General features: G+C 28.7%; 19 protein-coding genes. 4 read left to right on the top strand and 15 right to left on the bottom strand.

Annotation, left to right across the window (positions count from 1 at the left end; genetic code table 11):
* Nucleotides 1-354: 354 nt before the first annotated feature.
* From D2A34_RS22205 to D2A34_RS22190, 4 genes are all read right to left on the bottom strand, one after another.
* Complete coding sequence (locus D2A34_RS22205) at nt 355-597, bottom strand: Veg family protein (protein WP_011967739.1); 243 nt, start codon at nt 595-597, stop codon at nt 355-357.
* A gap of 240 nt (nt 598-837) precedes the next feature.
* Entirely contained in the window at nt 838-2,838 is a 2,001-nt protein-coding gene (locus D2A34_RS22200; RefSeq protein ID WP_079438932.1) for a putative bifunctional diguanylate cyclase/phosphodiesterase, read from the bottom strand.
* Nucleotides 2,839-3,149: 311 nt separating this feature from the next.
* The gene (gene yabG / locus D2A34_RS22195) at nt 3,150-4,013 is read right to left on the bottom strand and encodes a sporulation peptidase YabG (RefSeq protein WP_079438933.1); all 864 of its coding nucleotides are present in this window, start codon (nt 4,011-4,013) and stop codon (nt 3,150-3,152) included.
* Between the two features lie 169 nt (nt 4,014-4,182).
* The gene (locus D2A34_RS22190; RefSeq protein ID WP_079438934.1) at nt 4,183-5,181 is read right to left on the bottom strand and encodes a CotS family spore coat protein; all 999 of its coding nucleotides are present in this window, start codon (nt 5,179-5,181) and stop codon (nt 4,183-4,185) included.
* Between the two features lie 108 nt (nt 5,182-5,289).
* Here D2A34_RS22190 and D2A34_RS22185 point away from each other — a divergent pair, with 108 nt between their 5' ends.
* Complete coding sequence (locus D2A34_RS22185; protein WP_079438935.1) at nt 5,290-6,411, top strand: glycosyltransferase family 4 protein; 1,122 nt, start codon at nt 5,290-5,292, stop codon at nt 6,409-6,411.
* A gap of 244 nt (nt 6,412-6,655) precedes the next feature.
* On the opposite strand, the gene D2A34_RS22180 is transcribed toward D2A34_RS22185, so the two are convergent.
* The 4 genes from D2A34_RS22180 to D2A34_RS22165 form a co-directional block, all read right to left on the bottom strand.
* Nucleotides 6,656-7,417, bottom strand: coding sequence for a DUF2087 domain-containing protein (locus D2A34_RS22180; RefSeq protein WP_079438936.1), 762 nt, complete (start codon nt 7,415-7,417; stop codon nt 6,656-6,658).
* 328 nt (nt 7,418-7,745) lie between these two features.
* The gene (locus tag D2A34_RS22175) at nt 7,746-8,801 is read right to left on the bottom strand and encodes a CotS family spore coat protein (RefSeq protein WP_079438937.1); all 1,056 of its coding nucleotides are present in this window, start codon (nt 8,799-8,801) and stop codon (nt 7,746-7,748) included.
* Nucleotides 8,802-8,856: 55 nt separating this feature from the next.
* Nucleotides 8,857-9,672 (bottom strand): spore coat protein, encoded by an 816-nt coding sequence (locus D2A34_RS22170; RefSeq protein WP_079438938.1) that lies wholly within the window; start codon nt 9,670-9,672, stop codon nt 8,857-8,859.
* A 1-nt stretch (nt 9,673) separates the two neighbouring features.
* Nucleotides 9,674-10,690: a CotS family spore coat protein gene (locus tag D2A34_RS22165; protein ID WP_079438939.1), complete on the bottom strand. Its 1,017-nt coding sequence runs from the start codon at nt 10,688-10,690 to the stop codon at nt 9,674-9,676.
* Between the two features lie 127 nt (nt 10,691-10,817).
* Here D2A34_RS22165 and D2A34_RS22160 point away from each other — a divergent pair, with 127 nt between their 5' ends.
* Complete coding sequence (locus D2A34_RS22160) at nt 10,818-11,960, top strand: glycosyltransferase family 4 protein (protein ID WP_079438940.1); 1,143 nt, start codon at nt 10,818-10,820, stop codon at nt 11,958-11,960.
* A gap of 91 nt (nt 11,961-12,051) precedes the next feature.
* Here D2A34_RS22160 and D2A34_RS22155 read toward each other — a convergent pair whose 3' ends face one another.
* The 5 genes from D2A34_RS22155 to tsaD form a co-directional block, all read right to left on the bottom strand.
* A complete protein-coding gene (locus D2A34_RS22155; protein ID WP_079438941.1) occupies nt 12,052-13,200 on the bottom strand; it encodes an ABC transporter substrate-binding protein in 1,149 nt (382 codons plus the stop codon).
* Between the two features lie 15 nt (nt 13,201-13,215).
* The gene (locus D2A34_RS22150; RefSeq protein WP_079438942.1) at nt 13,216-13,527 is read right to left on the bottom strand and encodes a PTS sugar transporter subunit IIA; all 312 of its coding nucleotides are present in this window, start codon (nt 13,525-13,527) and stop codon (nt 13,216-13,218) included.
* A gap of 217 nt (nt 13,528-13,744) precedes the next feature.
* On the bottom strand, nt 13,745-14,971 hold the full coding sequence (locus tag D2A34_RS22145) for a S1C family serine protease (RefSeq protein WP_079438943.1): 1,227 nt from the start codon (nt 14,969-14,971) through the stop codon (nt 13,745-13,747).
* Between the two features lie 268 nt (nt 14,972-15,239).
* Entirely contained in the window at nt 15,240-16,241 is a 1,002-nt protein-coding gene (locus D2A34_RS22140; RefSeq protein ID WP_079438944.1) for an alpha/beta hydrolase, read from the bottom strand.
* Nucleotides 16,242-16,249: 8 nt separating this feature from the next.
* Nucleotides 16,250-17,269 (bottom strand): tRNA (adenosine(37)-N6)-threonylcarbamoyltransferase complex transferase subunit TsaD, encoded by a 1,020-nt coding sequence (gene tsaD, locus D2A34_RS22135; protein ID WP_079438945.1) that lies wholly within the window; start codon nt 17,267-17,269, stop codon nt 16,250-16,252.
* A gap of 467 nt (nt 17,270-17,736) precedes the next feature.
* On the opposite strand from tsaD, the gene D2A34_RS22130 reads away from it, so the two are divergent.
* Both D2A34_RS22130 and D2A34_RS22125 read left to right on the top strand, forming a co-directional pair.
* Nucleotides 17,737-18,429, top strand: coding sequence for a RusA family crossover junction endodeoxyribonuclease (locus D2A34_RS22130; RefSeq protein ID WP_079438946.1), 693 nt, complete (start codon nt 17,737-17,739; stop codon nt 18,427-18,429).
* A 28-nt stretch (nt 18,430-18,457) separates the two neighbouring features.
* Complete coding sequence (locus D2A34_RS22125; protein ID WP_079438947.1) at nt 18,458-19,045, top strand: GDSL-type esterase/lipase family protein; 588 nt, start codon at nt 18,458-18,460, stop codon at nt 19,043-19,045.
* 320 nt (nt 19,046-19,365) lie between these two features.
* On the opposite strand, the gene D2A34_RS22120 is transcribed toward D2A34_RS22125, so the two are convergent.
* Entirely contained in the window at nt 19,366-20,325 is a 960-nt protein-coding gene (locus D2A34_RS22120; RefSeq protein ID WP_079438948.1) for an NAD(P)/FAD-dependent oxidoreductase, read from the bottom strand.
* A gap of 24 nt (nt 20,326-20,349) precedes the next feature.
* Complete coding sequence (gene yedF, locus D2A34_RS22115; protein WP_079438949.1) at nt 20,350-20,922, bottom strand: sulfurtransferase-like selenium metabolism protein YedF; 573 nt, start codon at nt 20,920-20,922, stop codon at nt 20,350-20,352.
* Nucleotides 20,923-21,088: the final 166 nt, after the last annotated feature.

The raw sequence follows: 21,088 nt of genomic DNA, 5'->3' as shown, positions 1-21,088 counted from the left end.
TCATAAATTCTCAATACCCTTTTATACCATAGTTGAAAGATGGAAACCCACCATCTTTCTTTTTTTGTATTTGCATGCAATTAATTCAGCTTTCTTAGCGAATTTTGCGTTTAAATTATCAATTTATTGGTAATTTTTTTCAAAACATCTCATAAACACATCTTAAACTTTCCAATAATTTACTTCTCTAATGGCGCCTATTCAGAAATATCACCAGAAAGTTATTATCTTACATTTTTAAAAACATCCATTTATTTAAATTATAATAAAAATAAATATTAAATAATAAATTTACTTGTAAAGTTATTATTTAATATTCTTTATTAAAAAGAAAAACCCCGATTTAATCGAAGTTTATATTCTAGTTGGAAATACCAATTGTACAGTCTTTGTTAATACATCTGAATAACTATATGTCACAGTCCTTTGGGTGTCATTTTTTAATCTTATTACAAAAATGCTTGGGTATACACTTTCAATTATACCATCGTTAACTAAAATCTTTTTTCTTCCACCATTAGCTTTCAGAGTCACTTTCTGACCTACGTGCCTCTCTATGTCGTTTTTAATGGAAGCAATAGTTTTAACTTTTTCCATGTAAACACCCTCTTTCATTATATATTATACCTTATAGGCTTATTTTTGTCAAGTAAAATTATTATTTTATCATTAACAACGGTATATTGTCAATGTAAACATTTTTCCAATTATATATATTTATCGGCTATTTTATTTTATTATCTGTATTTTTTTAATTATTATTCTATTTCTTATGAAATTTACTTTTTAATTATATTTTTCATTTAATTTTCTAGATACTTAATAGACTATATAAATCTATCTATCTAAATCTAGTAAAAATTGACTTTCAAAGTCCTCGTGATTCATTGGTTTTCCAAAATAATATCCTTGAAATATATCGCAATCTAAATCTTTTAAACAGTCAACTTGTTCTCTTTTTTCAACGCCTTCAGCTACTACCTCATAACCAAAGTAATGGCATATCTTTATTATTGTATTAACCATAACATTACTTGCATCATCAAAAACTAAATTATCAATGAATGACTTATCAATTTTTACACAATCAATTGAAAGTTCCTTTAAGTAATTTAGAGATGAATATCCAGTACCGAAGTCATCAAGGCTGACTTTAATACCATAACTCTTAATTTTTTCAATATTCTTAATTGCAACATTAAAGTCCTTTATTATTATAGATTCAGTAACTTCGAATTCTATATATTCAAATGGAATTCTAAATTTTTTTATAATATTTAATGCCTTATCACATAGCTCATCATTTATAAGTTGTTCCGCTGATAAATTAATCGCTATCCTAAAGTTGCTATAACCTTTCTTAATCCACTCATCTATTTTTTTACATACTTCGATAATAACTACTTCACCTATATTTTTTATAAGTCCCTCATTTTCTGCAAATTCTATAAATTCTGATGGTGGTATGATTTTATTATCATTTTTTATCCATCTTACAAGGGCCTCTGCCCCTAAAAACTTTTCTTTATTTGATATCTTAGGCTGGTAAAACACCTTAAATTCTCCATTCTTAATTCCTTCTTCAATTTCTTTTTTCTTTATGGCTTTTTCATATACTCCTGAACTCATTTCCCTATCATAAAAACTATATCTATTTTTTCCAGCCCTTTTTGAATAATACATAGCATCATCTGCATAATTATATAAAGTTTCAAAATCATTTCCATCCTTATTAATGACCGCTAATCCTAAACTTGAAGTTACATAATCAATTCTATTTCCTTTGATACAAAATACTTCCTCAAACGTATTTAATATTTTCTTTGCCATAATTTCAGCTTCATTTCTATTATTTACAGATTTAATAAAAAATAAAAACTCATCTCCACTGACATGACAGACATAATCTCCTGCATTTATTATCTTTTTGAACCTTCTTCCAACTTCCTTCAAAAATTTATCACCACAGCTATGTCCCAAGGTATCATTAACTGCCCTAAAGTTGTCCACATCAAGGCTTGCTAATACTCCATATTTATCCTTACCCACTTTAGAAATGTCATTAGCTAAAGTATCTACCACATATTTTTTATTTGGTAATCCAGTAATAGAACTATAAAAAGCATAAAAATCTGCAGTTTCATTAATTTTTCTAACGATAAAAATAATTATAATAAATAGAAATACCATAGCCAAATTAACAATAATAATTGTGCTTATAACTATCCTATTTATCTCTTTATTCTTGTCATTTAAATTATGTACATACACATTTGAATAGTCTAGTAATTGCTTACTTAATCCAATTGTTGTATTCTCTAAATAAAAAATTTCCTTAACTACAGTATCTTTAATTTCTATCGACTTACTAATGTCATAAATCATTTCCTTAACCTTAACCGAATGAAGCTCATTGGTTTTTTCAAGTCTGCTCAGTATATCCTTTTCTTCTTCTGTTAAATTATGAAGTGATTTATAATTATTAACGTTATCTTCAATATCTTTTCCATATACTTTTAACTCATCTGCTATAGCTTGTTCATAGGAAGTTGAATATAAAATTGAATTTATTCTTATGTTTAAAATATCTTCATTAATTTTATTAGCATAATTGGATGCCAAGTATCCATCCTCATACATTTTATTTTGGTTGCTATTACTATATTCAACCATTCTATACGAAAGAATTGTAAATAATGAAAAAATTAATATTGCTATAATAATAATCGTGTTAAATATACTGTGTAGCTTATGCTTTTTTACAATCTCCTCTATAGAAAAAATATCTTTTATCCTTCTAATACTCTTTTTAATTATTAAATTTAGATTTGCTCTCATCAACATTCCTTCTTACATACTTTATTTTTGTTTTTTTAATATTTTAATTATAAACCATATTCCATCAATAATAAAAATTACTATTTTATTAATTTGAATTTTGGTCCATATTATCCTGTATGCAAATCCTAATTAATAATAGCAATCATCTCAAATAAAGCGTTAAAAAGAAGGTTATAGCATATTACTTTTATTTCAATACGCATATAGCCCTCTTTATAATATATGAACATTAGATTTGTTATATTTTGCAACAAAAAATTATTAAAAAGATTTTAATACTATTGCTAGCTAACTTGTTAACCATATATTTAAATATATGGAGATTTAGGATATCCCTCTCTATATTTGCCTCTAGTCTGTAGCCCTCCAACTCCCTTTATCCCTGTTATTGTATTCTCAATTACATCAGTTATCGATACTACTTTATCTATCCTTGTATAAGCAATCTTCTCACATACAAAAACAGGATCAAGACAATGAATTAAAACTCTATTGGGACTCGATGCGAAATTAGCACCTACATCTAATATCCTTTCATAGCAACTTTGACATGCTCCTGCAAATATGACTAACTCATCATAACTTGAATTATAATTTCTCAAATTCTTAACAGATTCCAAATAATATTTTGAATTTCTATAATTGTCTAGGCATAGATAATCTTTGGGGTCTCTTAGAACACTATCATGACCAGTCAGAACTACAATATCTGGTTTTACTTCTTTAACTAAATCCACAATTACATCTGGTTGTTCTCTTTCAGGTATAGCTCTGCCAACAGCATCCAATGATAATTGTTTATATACTTTCAAGCAAGTTTCCATGTATTCACTATCTCCATCAACATGAAGTATTTTTCCAGGCCTACCAAACATTAAATCATTTTTTGCTTTTATTTTTGGAGACTTCTCAACTTTATCCCTAAGATCTCCCCTTAAAATCATAGCTTTCTTTATAGCCTCATTTACTCTAGTATTTAGAATTTTATCTTGAGAGCCGCTATCTTCCTCTTCAACCATTTCTAAATCGTCTATACTTGCATCAGCTATTATTCTTATATTAATTCCTTTTAAAATAATATTATCTTTACCATTATTATTTTTGATATCAATTATCTTAAATGTAATATCTTTATTGTATGATTTTCTTACAACAATATCTCCTATCTCCATTATTCTCTTCCTATGATATTATTTCACAATTTATAATATGGTAGAGGTTATTAAAGGTTTCTCATTATAATAGCTGTTCATATATATTTCTTAGTCTTAATAATAAAGGAACTGGTTAAAAATAATATAAAATTATTTTTAACCAGTTCTTTCCTTTAATATTTGCTCGTTATATTTTATAATCATTCTTAAATTTTTCTAAGAAATCTAGATACTTTTCCTGCTCATTTATTATGGATTCTAATTTACTTGCAAATGTATTTTGTCCCCAGTTAACTTCATTATAATAGTACCTATTAGCAAGTCTCCAATATCTTTGTGGAAATTGAAGATATGCATATAATACTTTATATTCCTCTGATTTTAACGGATATACTGAATTATACGAATCTATAATTGCATTAGCAAATTCTAAATTCCATTCTACTCGCTTTAGAACTTTTATCATAAAATTACTAATATCAAAGGTTCTAATTTCTCTTTTGCAATAATCAAAGTCTATAACATGTACATCCATATTCTCACTTAAGATTATATTGTGGTAAGTAAAGTCGTGATGGCAAAAGCTTTTTTCATTCTCTGCAAACATGCATAATTCGTAATAGTCTGATTCATTTAAGGTTGCTAAAGCCTTCTTTCCAATTTCCTTATAAAATTCCATAGACTTTAAATACAGTATGTCAAAATCACTTTTTATACTCTTCTTTCGCACCATATCTCTCATTTTATCCAGAGATTTAATTCTCTTTTCTATTAAATGAGGCCATCTACCAAGATCACTTTTAAGCTTAGAATTTTCTGGTGGATCATATCCTTTAGATGCTTCATGAAGATTAGCTAAAGTTTTAGCTGCAATCTTTACCTCATCTATATTATGAAAGTCACATTCTCTTCCTTCTAACCATTCAGATAAAGTGTATAAATCTTCATTAACTAATGCATAAGGTTCTCCATTTATGTTTAAATAATATTTATCTAAATTATTAAAACCATTTTTCCTCAAGTGCTCTTTAGCACCGTATACAAATAATAATTTTTGAGGTCCATAATTTATTTTCTTTAAACATCTTTCGCCCTTGTCTGTTTTAAGATAGTATACTCCTTTATTAGCTTTAATTTTTTCTATCTTAATGTTAAATTGTCTTTCTATTTCAAATTCCCTCATCATAGTTCTCACCTCCTGTATATTTATATGAGAGTTGTATTTCTTTTATTAACATTTTTTATATTCTTTTAATATAATGGATTAGGATAAATGCTATGAAAGGGTTTAATAATGAAAATAGGAATAGATGGCAGAGCTGCAAAGTGGTATCACGGAACTGGAATAGGCACATACACTAATCAATTAATACAAAGTCTTAGTAATGTTGATTCTGATAATAACTATTTAATTTTCATGCCACAATGTAACTCTATAGAAAATTTAAAAAGTAATTTTAAAACTTCATTCGTTGACTCAACATCTTCTAACAGTTTTTGGGATGATGTAAATGTTCCAAATATATTGAATAATACTGATATTGAACTATACCATGTACCACAGAATGGAGTTGGACTATCAGAAAATATCACTTGTAAAAAAGTTATTACATTGCACGATATAATCCCGTTAAGAATGCCTGAAACTGTTAGTGATAGATACCTTAGAATATTTAATAATGAATTGCCTAAAATCCTGAAAAACTGTGACGGAATAATTACCGTGTCTAATTTTTCTAAAGATGATATAGCTAAAGAATTTGATTTTCCTTCTGAAAATATTTATGTTACTCCACTTGCTGCTCAAGATATTTATAGGCCACTTAGTAAATGTCAATCAAAAGATCTTATCACAAAAAAATATGGCATACAGGAAGATTTCATATTATACGTTGGTGGCTTTAGCCCAAGAAAAAATATAATAGGTCTAATTGAAGCATATGCAAATCTTCCTAATAAGTTAAAAGAAACTTTCAAGTTAGTGATTACAGGTAAAAAAGGCGCTTCCTATGAAAAATATAGAAATAGAGCTGAGGAATTACATCTCTCTAACAATGTTGTTTTTACAGATTTTATTCCTATTGAAGATATGCCTTTATTTTATAATGCTACTGAAGTTTTAGTATACCCATCATTTTATGAGGGCTTTGGACTACCACCTATAGAAGCAATGGCTTGTGGAACGCCTGTAATAGCTTCTAATGTTACTTCACTTCCAGAAGTATGTTATGAATCTGCACTTTTTATAGATCCAAATGATATAGATGCATTATCTTATGATATCGAAAGAGTGTTAAGTAACAGCTTATTAAGACTAACCATGGTCAAGAAAAGCTTAACTCGTAGTAAAAGCTTTTCCTGGGATAAAACTGCTCTCGATACAATATCGGCTTATGAATCCATATTAAAACTTTAAAATAATACTGGATAAAACATTTGCCTATTTTTAGAGCTGAGGATTTCTACCTAGTTTTGTTGCTCAATCATCTTATAACCTTTTCCTCATATAACCCATTTATAAAATACTTCAAGTGGAGATTTTTTGCACCTGAATCAAAAACTTATATACCAAAATGGGCAGCCAAAATAGGCTGCCTGTTAATTCCAGAAAATTTTATTAGACCATTAAAAATCAACCTCTACTTAGGCCGCTTTTCAACTTAAATCTTTAACCAGTATTCACTACAATCCGTAGTTCTCTCCATGAAACCATATTCAATTAAATATCTTCGTAGCGTGGCAATATCCTGATACACCGTCTTTAATATTATATTTATTTCTTTTTCTGAATATTTCTTGTTCATCTCAAATAAAGAAGATATTTTTCTGAGCACAACTATTTTTCGTTTTTCTTTTGTAGGAAAAGATTTTAATTTTAGAGACTCACTGTTATCAAAATATGTCTCTATTATTTTATTTTGTTCTCCATAAGTAAGTTCATATCTTTCATCTACCATCTTTGCACCATTATGTAATTCAACTAAATTTTCTTTTTGCTGTTTTTTTGTAGAATTTTCAACTAATTCAAAAATAGCAAGATATGCTTTTGCTTGTTTAGCTTTTTCCCTAAACACAAATCTTTGATGCCTTATAGTCGCCGCTGCTACTCCATTTTTCTTAGCTATTTCACTATCTGATAAACCATTATAAAAATCTGTTAACAAACTTTTTTGATTTTCAGTAACTCCTGTATATTTCTTATCTAACTCAAGTAAAAGCTCAAGCATAGAATTATGTCTCTCATTAATGTGGAAAGCTACTGCTTTATTAGCATCAAAAAACCTTCCATTTATCGGATATACTTCTCCTGCCTCAAAGATTTCTCCACAAATTAAACATTCATATATTCCTTTATCTGAATTAAATAAATATCCGGTTTTAATGTCTTCCAAATTCATATCCAAAAGAGATTTTTTAAGCATTTAGCATCCCTCCTATGTCGATTAAAATTATAAACAATATACCAAGTCGTTTGTCTTGTGTCAATAACTTTCCCATACTAATACACTATAATAATACTTTTAGAACGATTTATATATAAAATTTCAATATAATTAGAAATAGTCTGGTATTAGCTAACAAAAAAATGGCTGTGAATCCTACTAACTGAAAGCTGTTTTATTCCATAGTTATTCCAAAATAGTATGTCAAATAACGAAACAGCTTTTATTAATGAAATGCTTACAGCCACTTTCTATTTAACACTCTCAAAAGAGTGCTCCTCTTTAAATATCAAATCTATAAATTAATTCATTGTTGAGTCGGCTTTTCTATAAGAAATTTATTTTCATATGCTTTCAAAAAGTCATATCTGAAATCCTCATTATTTAATTTTGCTTCAAACCTGCTTAAATAAACTTCATACTCCCATTTTTTCCTTTTATAATAGTAATCTCTTGAAATCGTATAAAAATCTTTAGGAAATTTTATTAATATATATAATAACTCTTTTTCTTCTTTCTTTAATGTAGAGATATTCTCATATCCATTGATACATGTTAACATTTTATCTATATCAAAGCCTGCATTTTTTATAGACTTTAAGATAAAATTTCCAATATCCATTACTCTTAAATCTATTGTCATAAAATCGAAATCTATTATATTTACCTCATTATTTTTAGTTAAAAAATTATGATAAGCTAAATCGTTATGACAAAGAGAAATAGTATCCCCACTTTTTATTAATTCTTCATATTTACTTTTTTCAAGCAAATGTTGAACTTCTTTAATCTCTATCAAGTATTTGTCTACATTATCAATAAACAAATTATCGAATTCATTTTTGTATCTGTAACACTCTACAAGCTCCTTCATAGAAATTAATTCATCATATGCCTTTCTAAACTTTTCTTTAAGTGATATATCTAAAAAATCTCTATTATATTTGTCTTTTAAATATTCTCTTAACCCTTTAGATGCCTTATGCATCAGTGCTATATTTTCTGCACAAAGATCTATTTCTATAGGATTTGAAAATGATGCTTCCCGTCCATCTAGTATATCCATTACAATATAGATATCATCCTTCCACTTCTTATAGCTCGAATTATCTTTATATTTTTTGTATGATATTACATGATTATATTTTTTTTTAACATATTCTAAAGAATCACTTATTAGATTTATTCTATCTACTCCATAATTCACTTTTTTTAAAATCTTATTTCCCTCATCTGTATATAATACAAATACTTTTCTAAGAGGCGTAATATCTTTTACCTTTATTTCTAATTCATCAAATAATTTCAAACTCAAATCATAGTCACATAAATAATTTTTTTCTGAATACTTAGTTTTATTCATATTTTTCCTCCCACATAACTAAGCTATATATAAAAATTTCCTCTCATAAAGATACTTATATGATAAAACTTTTGCTTTCATACTTTAAACTTCGCTTTAATTCTGATAGTATCTCTTCAACAGTTTTCTCTTTTTTATCCTCCTTACATTCTAAATTGCAAACACTTAATGAGTGATGTATTTCGTTAATTCCATCTTTCTTTCTATCTCTATACCTTTCCCAGCTCTTCATAAAATCTTTTGGGTAACTACATAGACCTTTTAAATAATCAAGACTGTTAAAAGATAGATGAGATGCTCGCACAAACATTTCTATTAATTCTTTTTCATCTATTTGAAATTCCTTCCTTTGCAGCCTTTTGATATAATAATATAAATCCTCTTCTACTAAATTGTATGCCATTCCTTTAATTGTCCCTATTTCAATATTTCCTTCAACTTTTCTTAAATTATTTTTATCAACTTTACCAATACATATCTCTTCTCTATTCATACTACGCTTTATAACACCGTAATAATCATGTTCATAAATATAATTTACTGCCCTTTTTGCTTTTTTAAGCATCATCTTTCCATCTGATAAAATTAAATTTTCTATTTCGCTTGTGCAAGGTTTACTAACTATATATTCATAATGTCTTTGCAATTTTTTTACTTGGACTTTATATTCCTCTACTTCCCTACCTATTATGCTTCTAATTCTGCTTAATCCAGGAAAATTACAACCTATCAAAGATTTCTGAATTTCTACTATTAATTCAATTTGAGAAGTGATGTCTCTTTTGCTTATGTTTTTATCATAGCTAAAATCGTGTCCAATAATAGTTATTCCCTTTAACCTTAAGCATTCAGTTATTGATAATTTATCCATATTAATTTCCTCCATCAAAATAACTATTAATAAACTTTTCTCTACCATCACAATCATCTAAATATTTCTCTAATTTATTAAGGAAAAACTCCTCTCCCCAAGGTTGTTGCTCCCAATATACTTGCAAACCTATTTGCCAAAAGGCTTGTGGAAATCTTATAAATTCTCTTATTAATGGTATTTCTTCTTTCTTAATTTCCATCCCTTTGCTATAAGAATTCAGTATTAAGTCTGCTTTTTCCTTGTCCCACTTTTCATCCTTCATAGCCCTTATTAGCAAAGATCCCAAGTCATGAATATGAGAATCTAATATACAATAATCAAAATCTATTATATTGATGTTTTTATTATTATCTATTAAAACATTGTGATGGGCATAATCATGATGACAAAATCCTCTGGTAAAAACTTCTTTCTCCATAACCTTTACATAATTATTTTTTTGAAGACCTAATATACTTTTTTCTGCTCTTTTTACTTCCTTCTCAACATTTTCTAAGTACAGTAAGTCAAAACTCGATTTATATGCTTTTTGGTTTATTCTATTTTTAAAATCCAATATCTCATTTTTTCTAGTCTCAAATACATTGGTCCAAGAAAACCATCCAATTCTAGGTCTCATTTTTAGTTCTAAAGTAAAGCCTTTGCTACATTGATGTAAATTTGCAAGTTCATTTGATATTGCTGCTAATTCTAAAGGATTATCATAATTACTTACTCTTGAAGAAATCCACTTTGTTAAATAAACATATTTTCCATCCACACTTCCATATTCTCTTTTTTCTTTGTTCATAATAAACTCAGGAATATTGGTGAATCCTTTTCTTTGTAGGTGTTTCATAGCAGAAAAAATAAAATAAAAATGAGAGAAATCATATTTAATTACCTTTAAACAATATCCCTCATCTTTCGTAATAATTCTGTAGCTGTTTTTTACTTTTTCTATATTATCTACATTTAGGCTATAATTTTCTTCAACATAGCTTTTAATTTTGAGTATATCCTTATTATTCTCCATAAAACTTTCCTACCAGCCATTATTTATTTTTATTATATGTATTTAAATAATTTATTGTGATTTAGATTCACAAATATTAATATTAATTAATACTTTATACTATATATGTATTTATTGAGGTGTTCATATGAAAATTGCCATTGATGCTCGTAGTGCTACTTTACATCATGGGACCGGCATTGGTACTTATACTAATAATCTTATATCAGAAATCCTTTCTTTAGATTCGAAAGATTACTATACTTTATTTTGCACTGGAGAATTTAACAGTGCTTTCAATAAAGAAAATACAAATGTAGTATATTCTTCTGGTAGACATGGCGGTTTTTATGAGAAATGCTATATTCCAAGTCAATTGAATAGATTTCATGCTGATCTATATCATATCCCTCAAAATGGAATAGGACTTGATTTTGATACAAAAACCCCTACTATTGTTACAATTCACGACCTGATTCCATATATTATGCCTGAAACTGTTGGGAAAGGCTATTTGGAAAGATTTTTACGAGATATGCCTAATATAATATCTAATTCCAGCGGTATTCTAACAGTTTCTGAATACTCAAAGAAAGATATTTTAAAATTCTTTAGTTTCTATCCAGAAGAAAAAATATTTGTCACTCCACTTGCTGCTAATAGTAACTTTAAGCCTTTAGATAAAAATAGTTGCAAGCTATATGTGGATCATACCTTCGGAGTTAAAGAACCATATATATTGTACATTGGTGGTTTTAGCTTAAGAAAAAATGTTTTAGGTATAATTAGAGCTTTTAGTAAAGTTTATAAGGACTTAGATAAACCATATAAATTACTTTTAGGAGGTCCTTTGAAAGATGAAGGTGAAAAACTTCTCACTTTTGTGAAAAATAACAACCTTGAAGATAAAATTGTTTTTTGTGGATATTTAGAAGATGATATTTTACCTATTCTTTATAGTGGTTGTGATGCATTTATTTATCCTTCTTTATATGAAGGTTTCGGATTACCACCATTAGAGGCCATGAGCTGTAAGGTACCAGTTATAACATCTACTTTAACATCAATTCCAGAAGTTACTGGCGATACTGCAATTTTAATAAATCCACATAATATAAATGAATTAGAAAAAGCTTTAGTAACTCTTCTAAATGATGAACAATTAAAGGCTGATCTAAGTGAAAGAGGTTATTTAAGAAGTCTAGAATTCACCTGGAGGAAGACTGCTAAAAAAACTTTAGATGCATACAAAAAGTTATTGAGTAATACTCAACTTAATGGAGTAACCTAGACTTACCACCAAGCAACCGAAAGAGAATACATATATATGTATTCTCTTTCGGTTGTTCACGCTTAACTTTAAGTTTCCCACAATACAATACCTACTGTGTTCTAAGCTCTTGCTTTAACTTTATATATTTATCATAATCACTAATTTCCGGAGCCTTTTCTTCTATATTACTTAGTATTAGAAGCGGACTATTACCAATAAAATTCTTCACTGGATTTTCTATTTCTTTATTATTATAAGTTGATAAATAACTTGAAAAGAATCTTCCCTCCTCTACATATTTTATAGCTTCCTTATTATTAGTAATTACATATGTTATAAATTTTTCTATAAGTTTTTCATTATCATTATTCTGATTTAATATTATTAGATTATCTCCCTCAGATGCAAAAAACTTATTTGTTCCTGGTTTAAGACTCGGAACATTGCCCGCACTCCATTCGCAAGGTTCATTTAAAGCCATTATCTCTCTAATCGCATTGATTGAAGATATCCTAGCTAAAAATTCTCCATCCTCTTGAAAATTTAAAACATTATTATCTTTTAAGTTCTTCATCATAGCTTGAACTTCTGATTTTATAACATCCATGTTTTTTTCATTATCGCTTAATATCTCCATTGTTATTAAGTCCAACAGATCCTCATAATCTTGTCCAGTTGCATTAATAATACTAACTTTTCCTTGACTTTTTGTATATATATCCTTACCAATCCTTATAACATCTTCCCATGTATTCATGCTCTCTTTCTTATATCCGTATTTCCTTAACATATCCTCTCGAACATAAAAAGCTAACGGCTTGGAAGTTAATGGTATTCCTATAGCGTTTTCACCATACTTTACTTGAGATACTCTATATTTAGAAAAATTCTTAGCATAGTCACTTAAAAGTTTATTATCTTTATTATAGTACTCATAACCGTTTAGTTTTAGTTGTTCAAAATCATATCTGTCAATTTGAGCTATATTAGGAACTTTATTTTTAACTTTATCTTCTGTTTTGCTAGTAATTATCTGATTATGATTCTCTAATCTGCTTATCACAATCGTAGTCTTATCATTTTGCTTCATAAAATTATTAGCACACTCTACCAAATAATCATAGGAATTTTCATTTACTAAAAGTTCTATGCTTCCTTTAACCTGTTGATCCTTATTTGGTTGAAATAGGTTAATGCTTATTATCCCTATAACTAAAAGAGCTGAAAATAAAATAGCATATTTAATTTTGTTTTTCATACGTAATACCTCAATCTATTTATTAATAGAGTTTATTTTTTCATGTACTTCAATTAGTTCCACTGCTAGATCCTTAAAAGTCATCGTTGTCATTAAATGATCTTGAGCATGAACTAAAAGCAGTGAAAATTCTATATTGTCATTTGCAGCTTCACCTTGAATTAGACTTGTTTGAGAGCTATGGGCATATCCTAATTCCTCATCAGCCCTAACTATTAGCTCTCTTGCTTCATCAAAATCACCACTTTTTGCTGAAGAAATCGCTTCCATAGCATGGCTTCTAGCTTCTCCGCTATGCATAATTATATTCAATATTACCTCTTCCATGTTTTTATCCCCTTCTTTTCTACCGGCATCTAAAAACTAAAACTAAGAATGCCTTACCCTTATAATCATTAATTTTACTACTTTTCTATGAACTTTTAAAGGATAAACTAACTTATTATTAAAGCATAAAGAAAAACTAGAATTAGCTCCATATATCACCAATTCTAGTTCTCCATTCTAACTTACCTTTTCATTTTAACCTTAGCTATCTTTAATTCTAGTTTGTTTTTTCTTCTAATACTACTGAAACGTCAACTGTTTTCTTATCTCTTATTACTTCAATATTCATTGTGTCACCAGCTTTTTTGCCCTCTTTTATATCCTTAAGTTCTTTAAATGTTTTAGATGATTTCCCATCACACTTTACAATAATGTCTCCGATCTTAAGTCCGCCTTTTTCAGCAGGTGAGTACTCATCAACAGAAGCTACATATATTCCTTCTACTAAGTCATATTTTTTAGCAGTAGCACTATCAATTTCTCTTATTTGAATTCCTAAATTCAATATTGGCTTTGATAAAGAATCAATTTTATTTTTTACTTCATTTATAGGAATTGCGAATCCTATTCCTTCAATGTTAGTTTCTCCTAACGCTTGAGATCCTATCTTCATGGAGTTTATTCCTATAACTTCTCCTTTTGCATTTACTAGCGGTCCACCACTATTACCTGGATTAATAGCAGCATCTGTTTGAATTAAATTCACACTAGTTCCGCTTTGGCCTTCTATTGTTCTGTTGCTACCACTTATAACTCCTTTTGTAAGAGTTTGTGCAAAATTCTTTGAAAGAGGTGTTCCTATTGCTATAACTTCTGCACCCGGATATATTTGATCTGAATCTCCAAGCTCTGCAACTGCTGGAACTGTAGTTCCCTCTTTTAATTTAAGCATCGCCACATCTTTTTCTTGATCATAATTGACTACTGATGCACTTACTTCTGTATTATTACTTAATGTAACTGTAATCTCTTTCGCACCTGAAATTACATGGTAATTAGTTAATATATAACCTTCCTCATTAATAATAAAGCCTGATCCCATTCCATCTACTTCTCCACTTGTAAATCCATTACTGGATGTACTTTTAGTTGAAACAATAACAACTGCTGGTGCAACTTTATTAAATGCATCTGCTGCTGACATAGCATCTGATGTACTTGAAGTAAAAGATTGAGGAATATAACTTGTTATTTGCTTTGTAGCTGCTACATTATTGGGTCTCATTATAGAATAAGTAATTCCACTTCCAGCCACGCCGCCTACCATAGTAAGAATTAAAATTCCTGCTATCTTTCCTAATAGACGCAGCCCCCTTCTTTCTTTCCTCTTAGGTTCTACATAAGCATTACCATTATTTTGAAAACAGTTTTCCCATGAAACTTGCTGACCTTCGTTTACTGGTAATGATTCTACATCAATATATTTTTCATTATTATCACTCATATATTTTTCCTCCTAAATATAATATCAATTATTAACTTATCAACTAGCAATTGTGCCACATTATCTATGATGCTTTTAAAGTATTTTATACTTCAAGTTATGACTACTAGTAATAGTAGTTCTATAATGATAGTATAAAATTATTATGTGTCAAATAAATGACAATAATATATAATTAAATATAATTTTCTTATTAAGGTGTAAAAAATAATATTTGTCTATAAAAATATTATTTTTTACGTTTAGTTCAAAAGAAATCTACTTAACGCTATGACTTCTTAACTAATTTCTTCGCATCTTTTAGAACGCTATTTATTCCATTAACAATTGTATCTGAATCTAATAATGAAAGTGGGGATCCATCAATCTCCTCTTTATATACTATTGTACTTGCTGATTGTCCTATATTTCTAATAGGATCTTCCTCTTTATCCGTTATCAAATAAAATGGTTTACTACCTAACAATCCATCGGTTTGACTATTAGACACATTCTTGTATAAGTTTTTAAATTCATTTGAAACTGCTTCTTTATAATTTGTTCTATTTTTAAAACTATTAAATTCATCTAATTCACTGCCAGTTAAATTCTCTTTAAAAGTAGTATTTTCACTAGTCAATCCCATTTTACTTAATAATGAGGTTAAACTAATGTTAGTGCCTATCTCTTCAAATATACTTCTATAATATTTTGCTTTCATTAGATCTTTGAACGGTTTAGTTTTGATTTCTTCTTCAGATATTGGATTAACCAACACAACACCTGCAACTGAATCTGAATATAAATTAACAAAATTTGTGGAAACTAAACTTCCATACTCTTCTCCAACTAAAATATACGGTTCTGGTGCCCCAGCTTTTCTAAGCAAAAGCTTTAAATCCTTAGCTTGTTCCTCAGGTGTTCTAGCATCCCCGCCATCATTAAATCCATATCCCCTTCTATTGTATATGAATGTTGAAATCTTTTTTTCTTCCAATTCTTTGCAGATTTTCTCCCACTCATACATATTAGTTCCAATTGTTCCATCAAAAACTACAGTATATTCTCCAGGATTTTTAATTCTATACTCCATTTTTTTGCCATCTATTCTTACATACTTAAATCTTGATTTCAATCTTGCATTATCTACAAAACTATTTATAATATGCACTGCAAATCCTAAAACCAGTAATCCAATAATGAAAATTATACTTTTCTTTAGAACTCTTCTTTTGCTGACTTTATCCTTTTCAACTTTATGTATTCCATTGGAATGCCATAATAACTTCATATTAGAATCTACCTCTCCCCTAGCTTAAGATTGGGTCTTGCGTTTATATCTAAATTAGAGACTACTCCTTCTGCATAATTAAAGTAAGCTGCACTTCCAATCATTGCTGCATTATCAGTACATAGAATTGGTGACGGAAACAAAATATCTACTCCTCTTCTATTTCCTTCTCTTAGAAGAGTTTCTCTTAAATATGAATTAGATGCAACTCCACCCGCTACTGCAATTTTTTTAATTCCATTTCTTTCGCAGGCTAAAAATAGGTTAGTCTTTAATACATCTATTATTGCTTTTTGAAAAGATGCTGCAATATCAGCTTTATTTATTTCTTCCTCTTTCATTTTAGCTTTATTTAAATAGTTCAATACAGCAGATTTAACCCCGCTAAAAGAAAAGTCTAATGTATCATCTTGAAATTTAGCCCTTGGAAATTCTATTGCATTTTCATTTCCTTCTTTTGCCAACTTATCAATTTTAGGTCCACCTGGGTATCCAAGGTCTAACGCTCTAGCAACCTTGTCATAAGCCTCTCCTGCTGCATCATCTCTAGTTTGACCAATTACTTCAAAATCTCTATAACCTTTCACATTTACTATAAATGTATGGCCGCCTGAAACAACTAGTGATACAAATGGCGGTTTTAAATCCTTATGTTCAATGAAATTTGCACTAATATGCCCTTGAATATGATTTACTCCAATCAATGGCTTCTTTGATCCTAATGCCAATCCCTTTGCGTATTGAAGCCCTACTAAAAGAGCTCCCACAAGTCCTGGGCCATATGTAACCCCTATAGCATCAACATCATTTAATGATACTTCTGCTTCTTCAAGAGCTGCCTTAACAACACTGTCTATTACTTCAATATGCATTCTTGATGCAACCTCAGGTACTACCCCTCCAAATTTTTGATGTGTTTCAATTTGTGATGCAATTACATTAGATAAAATCTCTCTGCCATTTACTACAACGGCAGCTGAAGTTTCATCACAACTTGATTCTATAGCTAAAATTATTTTTTTATCCATATTTCATACCTCTTTTATCACAAACAAAGCTAAACAAAAGAATCTTAGTTTAACTTTATTCTGAATTATAATACTATCTTCTACTAAAATCTATTTTACCTTATATTTATGCTAAATTCATGTGTTCTTCATATCGTTTAATATAATCTTAATAGTTAATCAAATATTTTACATAATTTAATTATATTACTTTTTAGTTACCACTAAAACATTATACTTTATATATATTACAATATCAAAGTTAAATTTTCTTATATATGCTCAACATGTACTATATATTTATGTTACGACTTACTAAAATCGTAAATACATTCATTACGACAACCATACAAAAAAAATCGCTGAATATTCTAAGTTGTAGCTTGCTCATATATATGTAGTCGCTTCTAATCCATGATTATTGTATAAATGCTATATATACTGTATATTTGAAGTAATAATTTAATTTTTACTTGAGGAGAATCTAAATGTCTAATTATGCTAAGGTGGTAATTACAGGCTCGCCTATTACCAAATCGAACTTTAAATTACATAATACTAACGGTCGCGCAATTTTACCACATAGTTCTGGAAAATATCATGATAGGTACGCTTTATATGAACAAGAGATTGCATTGCTTGCAAGAAGTCAAAATCCAGATATCACTTTTTCTGAAAGTCTGATAGCTATATTAAGAGTATATTATAAAAGCGAAAAACGTCATCCAGATACTATTAACATTACCAAAAGTATCTTTGACGGTATAGAAAAAAGCGGATTGATTATTAACGACGCTCAAATAACTAAAATTTTCACAGAAGAATATTATGATAAAGATAATCCTAGATTTGAATTAGAACTATTTTCTGAAAGTGAATATGATTTTGGGTATACAATCACAAAAAAAACTGTACCTACAAAAGCCAAGTTATATTCTCCAATAAAGAAAAGTGTCTTAAATAACCAATCTAATTCCTTAGACTCTAAGGGATTGAAAGAGAATAAAATACCAAAATCAAGTCCAAGTTATTTAGAAAATCATAGTGAGATTCCTAGAGATGCTTCAACTAAAAATATCCTTTGCAGCATCTGTAATAAAGTAATAACTTCAAATGACTATGTAAAAGCCGATAGTGGGAAAACTTTAATATGTAAAAAATGTTTTAATAAATTATTTTAAATGTACATGTAGTTGAAAGGAATTAATGATGAGCAATAATATTGATATTATTTTTTTAGGTGATAGTCTAACTTTTGGATACGGAGTAAACAAAAATAACTCTTGGGTATATAAGCTTATTGAAAAACTTTCTTTATCTGCACTAAATAAAGCCCATAATGGTGAGACAACTACTACAATGCTTACCCGCTACTACAATGATGTTTTAGTTTACTCTCCGCGAAAAATCTTTATAATGGCCGGCACAAATGACCTTCTTTTAGGAAGGCAAGTATCTTCAATAATTGATAATATAGAACTAATGATTAAAGATGGAATAGATATTAATTCTGAAATAACTATCGGGATTCCTCCAAAAATTATTGGTAAAATGGCCAATGATCTCTTTTCTCCCTCTCATCTATATAAATATGCTGAAGATGCTTTATTCTTATTAAAAGAAGAACTTATCAGTCTTTGTAATAAATATAAATTATCATTCATCGATTTTTACAATTTAACCTTGGATAGGAATGATATCTACATAGATGGTCTTCACTTAACTTCTCAAGGGCATGAACTTATGTATGAAGTAGCACTTTTACATTATAAAGGTATTACGAAGAACTTAAAGTGAAGCAATGAACAACCGAAATAGAATACATATATGTTCCTCAGGACTATGAAAAATTTCACTGGGCATATCTAAATGGAAAGTTGCACCCATTTCTGCATGTTCCTGTGGCAAGCACAGGACAAGCAAAAACGGAACAGCTTCCCATTAAGATATGCATCAGCTTATTTTTCAATGCCTGCTCCACATATATGTATTCTATTTCTTTGTTTTGCTACCACTTTAAGTATTTTGCAAATATCTCCTAAAGATTATATATGAAATGTATTAAATCATTATAAGTATTGATAAACGGAAAGGCATAAAAATACTTCACAATACCTTTAATTTGTAACCTTCTTTATGTATTGTGCCGCTTTGATTCCACACTCAATTCCGTCTGTCTCTTTCATGTGAAATGCATTTTCTCCGTAAATAATATTTCCACATGCAAATAATCCATCTATTGATGTTTCAAAATCCACCACCTTAGGACCTGCAATTTCATTATTCATTTTAATATCTAATTTTTTTATTATAGACGTTTCTGGAAAGAAACCAACTGATAATAATAAGGAGTCACACTCTTTCTCTTCTATTACTTCATTAGTTAAGTTCATAATCTTTACTTTTTCAATTCTATTATTCCCCTCAATTTCAATTACTCTAGAGTTCTGAATTATAGGAATATCAAATCCATCAATAATACTTACTATTTCAGCATCCGCCATTTCTTTAAATGTCTTTTCTATTACTATTCCTTCTATGCTTCCAGCTTCTATTATTAACCTTCTTGCAACTATAAACCCCCATTTATCTTTTGCTATAATAATAGTTTTTCTTCCAGGAAGGTACCCTTCTAGATTGATTATCCTATGAGCTTCACCTACAGTAAATATACCAGTAAGTCCATTGGTTGGGATTACAACATTTCCTGAATATCTTTCCTTTGCACCCATAGCAAAAATTATAGATATAGCAGTTATATCCTTAACTCCTTCTTCTGAATTCACGTAAGTAATTACATTATCCTTAGTTACGTCAAGTACTGTAGTATCCAGAACTATCTGTATACCAAGTTCATTTATCTGTCTCTCTACAAAGTCAACATATTCCGGCCCTGTTACTAATTCCCCTATTAACTTTTTACCAAATTCATTATGAATAAATTGATTTATTATTCCCCCAACATAATTCTCTCGTTCTATAATTAAGATTCTCTTTATACCTTCCTTTGCAGCTCCAATTGCTGCTGTCATTCCAGCTATTCCTGCTCCTATAATAACTAAATCGTAATTTGGCATCCTGATATCCTCCAGTATTAATTCCTAAAGTCTTATTAACTTTTTTGCTCTTTTCATAGCAACAACCATATCATACATACTTGTTATTTCCCCAAAAGTAATTTGATCTGTTAAATTATAATGTTCTAGGGATGTATCATTAATTAAAAGATTCACTCCCTTTTTATATAAGAGCCTTATCTCTTCCATAGCCATAGAATCCTTATGGAATAGTTTAACAGCTGAATTTAAAAATAGAATTTCTTTTGGAAGTTTGTCATATTCATTTAGTACCTCGAAGTATTCATTCATTAAAATTTTTCCTAAGTCATCGTCACCTTCTCCGAGTTTCTCTCTTGTTATTAGTATTGAGAATATCTCACCCTCATCTTCAACTTCCAAGCACCCTCTTTTTTCTATCTTTATTAAAAACCTATTCTCTTCATTTTCTTCATCTAACTGATATCCTTTATGTGCTGCATATCTCAAAACATTAGATCTTCCAAGCTCGCTATTTACTATAACAATTGCTTCACCTTCACCAATTGAATTAAAATATTTCTTTATCTCTCTTATTATTTTTAGATAAGGTAATCCCCTACAATCAATTTCTTTCATCCTTATAGCCCCTTTACAATATTTTAATCTACTATTAATATATCAAATTTTAGTAGCTAATTTCTCAAATGTGAGTTTTCGAATTCATAAGTATATTTAATTAACTAATTATACCTTTATTATATAAATTTTTTCTCATTAATAGTATACCATGCCAAATTTATAA

This window comes from Clostridium chromiireducens (genome assembly GCF_003575225.1).
Lineage (GTDB): Bacteria > Bacillota > Clostridia > Clostridiales > Clostridiaceae > Clostridium > Clostridium chromiireducens.
This window is presented reverse-complemented; position numbering and strand designations above follow the sequence as displayed.

What these genes read in the sequence shown, in the direction of transcription:
- D2A34_RS22205 (WP_011967739.1), bottom strand. Translation starts at nt 597, where the DNA reads ATGGAAAAAGTTAAAACTATTGCTTCCATTAAAAACGACATAGAGAGG.
- D2A34_RS22200 (WP_079438932.1), bottom strand. Translation starts at nt 2,838, where the DNA reads ATGAGAGCAAATCTAAATTTAATAATTAAAAAGAGTATTAGAAGGATA.
- yabG (WP_079438933.1), bottom strand. Translation starts at nt 4,013, where the DNA reads ATGGAGATAGGAGATATTGTTGTAAGAAAATCATACAATAAAGATATT.
- D2A34_RS22190 (WP_079438934.1), bottom strand. Translation starts at nt 5,181, where the DNA reads ATGATGAGGGAATTTGAAATAGAAAGACAATTTAACATTAAGATAGAA.
- D2A34_RS22185 (WP_079438935.1), top strand. Translation starts at nt 5,290, where the DNA reads ATGAAAATAGGAATAGATGGCAGAGCTGCAAAGTGGTATCACGGAACT.
- D2A34_RS22180 (WP_079438936.1), bottom strand. Translation starts at nt 7,417, where the DNA reads ATGCTTAAAAAATCTCTTTTGGATATGAATTTGGAAGACATTAAAACC.
- D2A34_RS22175 (WP_079438937.1), bottom strand. Translation starts at nt 8,801, where the DNA reads ATGAATAAAACTAAGTATTCAGAAAAAAATTATTTATGTGACTATGAT.
- D2A34_RS22170 (WP_079438938.1), bottom strand. Translation starts at nt 9,672, where the DNA reads ATGGATAAATTATCAATAACTGAATGCTTAAGGTTAAAGGGAATAACT.
- D2A34_RS22165 (WP_079438939.1), bottom strand. Translation starts at nt 10,690, where the DNA reads ATGGAGAATAATAAGGATATACTCAAAATTAAAAGCTATGTTGAAGAA.
- D2A34_RS22160 (WP_079438940.1), top strand. Translation starts at nt 10,818, where the DNA reads ATGAAAATTGCCATTGATGCTCGTAGTGCTACTTTACATCATGGGACC.
- D2A34_RS22155 (WP_079438941.1), bottom strand. Translation starts at nt 13,200, where the DNA reads ATGAAAAACAAAATTAAATATGCTATTTTATTTTCAGCTCTTTTAGTT.
- D2A34_RS22150 (WP_079438942.1), bottom strand. Translation starts at nt 13,527, where the DNA reads ATGGAAGAGGTAATATTGAATATAATTATGCATAGCGGAGAAGCTAGA.
- D2A34_RS22145 (WP_079438943.1), bottom strand. Translation starts at nt 14,971, where the DNA reads ATGAGTGATAATAATGAAAAATATATTGATGTAGAATCATTACCAGTA.
- D2A34_RS22140 (WP_079438944.1), bottom strand. Translation starts at nt 16,241, where the DNA reads ATGAAGTTATTATGGCATTCCAATGGAATACATAAAGTTGAAAAGGAT.
- tsaD (WP_079438945.1), bottom strand. Translation starts at nt 17,269, where the DNA reads ATGGATAAAAAAATAATTTTAGCTATAGAATCAAGTTGTGATGAAACT.
- D2A34_RS22130 (WP_079438946.1), top strand. Translation starts at nt 17,737, where the DNA reads ATGTCTAATTATGCTAAGGTGGTAATTACAGGCTCGCCTATTACCAAA.
- D2A34_RS22125 (WP_079438947.1), top strand. Translation starts at nt 18,458, where the DNA reads ATGAGCAATAATATTGATATTATTTTTTTAGGTGATAGTCTAACTTTT.
- D2A34_RS22120 (WP_079438948.1), bottom strand. Translation starts at nt 20,325, where the DNA reads ATGCCAAATTACGATTTAGTTATTATAGGAGCAGGAATAGCTGGAATG.
- yedF (WP_079438949.1), bottom strand. Translation starts at nt 20,922, where the DNA reads ATGAAAGAAATTGATTGTAGGGGATTACCTTATCTAAAAATAATAAGA.